Origin of the sequence: Shewanella sp. SM20 (assembly GCF_025654545.1) — a bacterium.
In the GTDB taxonomy this organism is placed as follows: Bacteria; Pseudomonadota; Gammaproteobacteria; order Enterobacterales; family Shewanellaceae; genus Shewanella; species Shewanella oncorhynchi.
Map to the genome: position 1 here is coordinate 1 of NZ_JAKKRK010000102.1, position 4192 is coordinate 4192.

The window sequence follows — 4192 nt, forward strand, 5'->3', positions numbered from 1 at the left end:
AGACGTCGCGGGAATTGTTGGGATAACGCACCGATGGATCGTTTCTTTAGAAGTTTGAAATCTGAATGGATACCCGCAAGTGGTTATGGGAATTTCACAGAAGCAGATAAAGAGATCACAAATTACATCACTGGATATTACAGCGAGACTAGACCCCATCAATATAATGGTGGGTTAACGCCAAATAGGTCAGAACGTTTATATTGGAATGACTCTAAAACCGTGGCCAATTTTACTTGACCACTACACTTCGACAGGTAGGCGAACTCGAACATGACACTTATTTTCTGTAGGAGACTTATCTTCGCCAAGGGCTAGAAAGTAAACTACGAGGTTTACGTAGCAGTCCCCCTTGCTCCATTTCGATCTCTGGACGTTGAGCGCAGCGATACTCTCGCCTTGATCCTTTCTCCAGGTCACACTTGACTTCTTAGACCCCCGTTCTTGATTCAGTAAATCACTCTATCTTTGCAAAATTTAAGCGAGCATTGATCAAAGAGCAACAACGCGAAAGTACCATGCTTGCGAAGAAAGAGGTATATAAAGGCAGAAAACAGGCTCTCAGAATAGAACAAATAACTGAACTTAAGCAAAGGCTGTTGCAGATGAAAATAAGAAGGCTTTAGCAACTGAGAATTAGATTAGCCAGCAGACATTATATTCTTATCTCAAAGGATCTTAAAATTCAGATCACGTATAGAAATTGTCTTAAGGTTAATTTCGAGGGGATGGGCGCAAAAACCTACAAAGTTTGAATCTCTTCATTGCGAGCTGTTAAAATAAGAGAGCAGTGAGTTAGCACCGTATTGTTCAGGAATACAAATAATCATGACAATAGATAAAATCTCACTTATCAACTTAATACTGATGGCAACACTTGTTTCCCCAACAACAAATGCAGACTCTATAGATATCAAAGCGTTACAGCTTAAGGCCAATCACAGCGACACTCAAACCAGACTTGAACTTGCCGAACATTTCTAAAACGGAAATGACGTTGAACAAAATCTGGAAAAAGCATTAACTATATTGCTTAACAACTTTGAATATGTAGGGTTCTTGAATTACTACGAGTAAATTCATGCAGTTATAACTAGATTGCCAAACTCATTATGCCACTACACTATATATTTCATGATTTAGAATCCATTCATAAGTTTTTTCTAAAAAACTCAATCAACTTATCCCATGGAATAAATGCAGTTCTATCATACAAATCAACATGGCCTGCATCTTTAACATAGTAAAGCTCCTTTGGCTCGCCCGCTAATTGATAGGCTTCTTCACTAAACTCCTTTGAATGAGCCTTATCGCCAGTAATAAACAACATGGGCCGTGGTGAGATGGTTTCAATATCGTTAAACGGGTAGAAGTTCATAAATTTTATGTTACTGGTCAGTGTTGGGTGAGTTGTTAACTGTGGTGAGGAGCTTGCTGGCGTATATTCGCCCCGAGGCGTACGATAAAAATCGTAAAACTCGCGCTGGATTGGATGGGTATCTTTATCTAACTGATGCACTGTTCCGCTAGTATATTGAATTTCACCGCCACTAAACTCAACGTCACGCTGTTTCGCAGCAGCTGCAATAAGCTTTTTACGTTGTTCAACGGTTTGAGAGTGGTTTAGGGCATGACGGTTTACAGCCCCCATGTTGTACATACTCACTGTCGCAATAGCTTTCATGCGCGGGTCAATCTTGGCCGCACTAATCACAAAACTGCCACTACCACAGATACCCAGCACGCCGATGCGAGCACCATCGACCAAGGTTTGAGTGCCCAGATAATCGACCGCAGCACTAAAATCCTCGGAGTAGATATCGGGCGAAACCGCATTACGGGGTTGACCTTCGCTTTCGCCCCAAAATGACAAGTCTAGAGATAGGGTAATAAACCCTTGTTCTGCCATTTTTGTGGCATATAAATTAGCACTTTGCTCTTTTACCGCGCCCATTGGATGACCGACAACAATAGCTGGATGAGTCAGTTTTTTATCGAGGTTTTTGGGGATAAACAGATTGCCCACAACAGCCATGTTATATTGATTTTTAAATGTAACCCGTTGCATAGCCACGCTATTGCTTTGGTAGAAATTATCAGCTCCGTTAGACATATCCTGCGCTAATGTAGGAAGACTTAACGTTGATAACAGGCCTAGTATTATTATTGCCTTAGTGATTTTATTTAATTTTTTCATATACATTACAGATTTCCTATTCTCAATAATCGCCATTTGTAGCTCGCTCAATTCGCACTTTGATATCACTATCGCCCATAAGGACTTCAACTCCCCCGTCAATCTGACCAATGCGGATCAGTCCTCGCGAATAACCAAAGTCATGATAGAAAAAGGCAAGGTTTCCCCAAGGCGCAAAATACGCAATGTCGCCCACTTTTGGGGCATAACCTTCTGGCGCTTCTTTATGGGAAAGCTTTGCGGGTAAATCAGAAATTTTCTCGGTGCCGTTGTAATCAGCAAGCTCGAGAGCCAAAGGCAGTAGCTTCACAAAATCCCGAGCCGCCTGCGTGTTTTCAAGCGTTGCGGTTAATACTGTGTCTTCGATGATGATGCGTATCTTTATTGCACTCTTTTTTGCACTGCGCATAGCCATAGACTCACTGTGTTGACTGAATGAAACTGAACTCGCAGCGGATGCGATTACAATGCTGGACATAAACAGGAATACAACCATAAACATCCGCACGATCAGAACGCTTAACCATCGAATACCCATAATTCACACTCAGGTTCAGCTAGCGCGTTAACGTCGCGTTAACGTCGCGTTGTTGATAACAAACCGATACTTCACATCACCCTTCAGCATGCGCTCATAGGCGGTGTTAATCTCATCGGCGCGGATCAGTTCTATATCCGCCACTATGTTATGCTCAGCACAAAAATCGAGCATCTCTTGGGTTTCACGGATCCCACCTATCATTGAGCCCGCAAGGCTGCGGCGTTTCATAATCAGATTAAACACATTGGGCGAAGGATGATTTGTTGCAGGCGCGCCAACTAAGGTCATAGTACCGTCGCGCTTTAATAGGCTTAAAAAAGCGTCCAGATCATGGGGAGCCGCAACGGTGTTCACAATCAAATCTAAACTCTGCAAATGCTTAGCCACTTCATCGACATTTTTGGAAACAACTACTTCGTCAGCGCCCAAGGCTTTGGCTGCATCACGTTTAGATTCTGAAGTGGTGAATGCCACAACATGAGCCCCCATTGCATTGGCGAGCTTAATCCCCATGTGGCCAAGGCCACCAATGCCGACAATACCGACTTTTTTACCCGGTCCTGCATGCCAATGACGAAGCGGTGAATAAGTTGTGATACCCGCACACAGAAGCGGTGCCACTGCCGCTAATTGCGCTTGTGGATGACTGATACGCAGCACATAACGTTCATCAACCACGATTTGTTCCGCGTAGCCACCGAGCGTATGTCCAGGCGCGTCATGAGTTGGGCCGTTATAAGTGCCCACCATGTGATCGCAGTAATTCTCTTGATCATCAATACACTCATGGCAGTGCTTACAGCTATCAACGATGCAACCCACGCCAACCAAGTCTCCCACGTTAAATTTGGAGACATGCCCGCCCACGGCGGTCACTCGGCCAACAATCTCGTGACCGGGGACACAGGGATATAAGGTCCCCGCCCATTCCGAACGTACCTGATGCACATCCGAGTGGCACACCCCGCAGTAGTCGATGCTGATCTGCACATCATCCTCGCCGGGTGGGCGTCGCGTAATAGTCATAGGTTCCAGCGGTAAATGACTGGCATTTGCACCAAAAGCATTAATCTTCATAGTAAAATTCCTTTATTATTGAGTGTGAAGCAGCAGTTTTGGTGTCGAACGCTTAGTCCAATATGCCAATAAAGCAGCCGCAGCTAACAAGGTTGCACTCAGCAAAAATGTGCTGTGGTAACCATTAAAGTAAAGAATCCGCCTTCTTAGAAGGCGGCTTTGACTTGCCCCTGGAAGGGGCTATTCCAAAAACTACATCATCTGCAACGACAATTGAGCCTCATGTTCCTGATCTTGTTTATCTTGATGGCGCACATATCGTCTAATGATTTCTTCATTAACACCTACTGTATCTACAAAATAACCTCTGGCCCAAAAGCTATTGCCCCATAGCTTTTTACGTACATGAGGGAATTTATTGAATAGCCTTATCGCAC

General features: G+C 44.0%; 6 protein-coding genes and 1 pseudogene. 2 read left to right on the forward strand and 5 right to left on the reverse strand.

Annotation, left to right across the window (positions count from 1 at the left end; translation table 11 throughout):
* On the forward strand, positions 1-240 hold a 240-nt coding region (locus tag L5M18_RS22725), incomplete at its 5' end, for an integrase core domain-containing protein (protein ID WP_263198686.1).
* Between the two features lie 3 nt (positions 241-243).
* On the opposite strand, the gene L5M18_RS23550 is transcribed toward L5M18_RS22725, so the two are convergent.
* Positions 244-453, reverse strand: a complete 210-nt coding sequence (locus L5M18_RS23550; RefSeq protein WP_411569195.1) for a DUF4304 domain-containing protein — start codon at positions 451-453, stop codon at positions 244-246.
* A 375-nt stretch (positions 454-828) separates the two neighbouring features.
* Between L5M18_RS23550 and L5M18_RS22730 the strand changes: the two genes are divergently transcribed.
* Entirely contained in the window at positions 829-984 is a 156-nt protein-coding gene (locus tag L5M18_RS22730; RefSeq protein WP_198572234.1) for a hypothetical protein, read from the forward strand.
* 166 nt (positions 985-1150) lie between these two features.
* Here the strand turns inward: L5M18_RS22730 and L5M18_RS22735 are convergent, their stop codons facing one another.
* From L5M18_RS22735 to tnpA, 4 genes and pseudogenes are all read right to left on the reverse strand, one after another.
* Positions 1151-2203: an alpha/beta hydrolase gene (locus L5M18_RS22735; RefSeq protein WP_242068347.1), complete on the reverse strand. Its 1053-nt coding sequence runs from the start codon at positions 2201-2203 to the stop codon at positions 1151-1153.
* Between the two features lie 16 nt (positions 2204-2219).
* Complete coding sequence (locus L5M18_RS22740) at positions 2220-2735, reverse strand: cyclophilin-like fold protein (protein WP_263198687.1); 516 nt, start codon at positions 2733-2735, stop codon at positions 2220-2222.
* 27 nt (positions 2736-2762) lie between these two features.
* Complete coding sequence (locus tag L5M18_RS22745) at positions 2763-3815, reverse strand: NAD(P)-dependent alcohol dehydrogenase (RefSeq protein ID WP_263198688.1); 1053 nt, start codon at positions 3813-3815, stop codon at positions 2763-2765.
* A 192-nt stretch (positions 3816-4007) separates the two neighbouring features.
* Positions 4008-4192: pseudogene (tnpA, locus tag L5M18_RS22750) on the reverse strand (IS200/IS605-like element ISSod23 family transposase); the annotation flags it as partial.